This is a genomic window from Cellulomonas sp. P2_F12 (assembly GCF_056403775.1).
Genome location: NZ_JBFUEV010000016.1, coordinates 1 through 1,105, shown reverse-complemented (window position 1 = coordinate 1,105; position 1,105 = coordinate 1). Strand labels below are relative to the sequence as shown.

Here is a 1,105-nt window from a genome sequence, read left to right as displayed (position 1 = left end):
CGTCGGGTGGTGTCAGGGGGTGTCGAAGGCGTCGATGTCGAGGTTGTCGCTGGTCAGGCCGTGGCTGGTGCCGTCGAGCAGGGTGGTCCAGGTGCCGGCGTTGTTGGCGATGATGTCTTCGTCCTGGGTGGTGCCCAGGGTGGGGACGGTGGTGGTGGGGGTGGAGAAGGAGAGCAGGTAGTGGGTGGCGTCGCGTCGGACGTAGCCGTCGACGTTGGTGGCGGCGGGCAGTCCGATCGCGGTGGCGTCGATGACGCGGGCGTAGCTGGTGCCGTTCCAGGAGTAGATGTCGGCGTCGTCGGCGGTGCCGGTGACCCCGGGGGGGTTGGTGTTGCCCAGGGTGGAGAAGTACAGGGTGGTGCCGACGATGCTGATGGCGTCGAGGTCGAGGTTGGCCACGGTCAGGCCGTGGGCGGTGCCGTTGAAGAACACGGACCAGGTGCCGGCGTTGTAGTAGACGACGTCTTCGTCCTGGACGGTGCCGAGGTTGGGGATGGCGACGTCGCCGGCGAAGGACAGGTAGAAGTGGGTGGTGTCGATCCAGTCGAGGCCGTCGACGTTGGCGCCGGTGGGCAGGGTCAGGGTGGCGGTGACGTCGCGGGTGCGGGTGTAGGTGGTGCCGKTCCAGGTGTACAGGTCGGCGTCGTCGGCGGTGCCGGTGACCCCGGGGGGGTTGGTGTTGCCGAAGGTGGASAGCACGACGGGGGTGCGCACGTTCAGGGTGGTGGTGGCGGTGGTGGACCAGTTGCCGGCGGTGTCGCGGGTGCGCACGCTCAGGGGGTAGGCGCCTTCGTTCCAGGTGGTGACGTCGATGCTGGTGGTCAGGGTGTAGGGGCCGGTGCCGGTGATGGTCATGGGGGTGGCCTGGCCGAGGCCGGGGTCGGTGCCGCGGAACCATTCGGCGCGGGTCAGGGTGGAGGTGTCGGTGGCGGTGCCGGTCAGGGTGATGGTGGTGGCGCCGAGGGTGGGGTTCGGGGTGGCGGTCAGGGCGGAGATCACGGGGCGGACCTTGTCCACGACCAGGGTCCCGGTGGCGAACGGTCCCCAGTTCCCGGCCGCGTCCCGGCCGTGCACCGAGATCGTGTGCGACCCGTTCGCCAACGCC

The 1,105-nt window shown here is 69.8% G+C and carries 1 protein-coding gene; it reads right to left on the bottom strand.

The features are described from left to right. Window positions 1-12: 12 nt before the first annotated feature. The coding region (locus AC1DWH_RS20060; RefSeq protein ID WP_477095137.1) for a hypothetical protein at window positions 13-1,105 on the bottom strand (1,093 nt) is incomplete at its 5' end.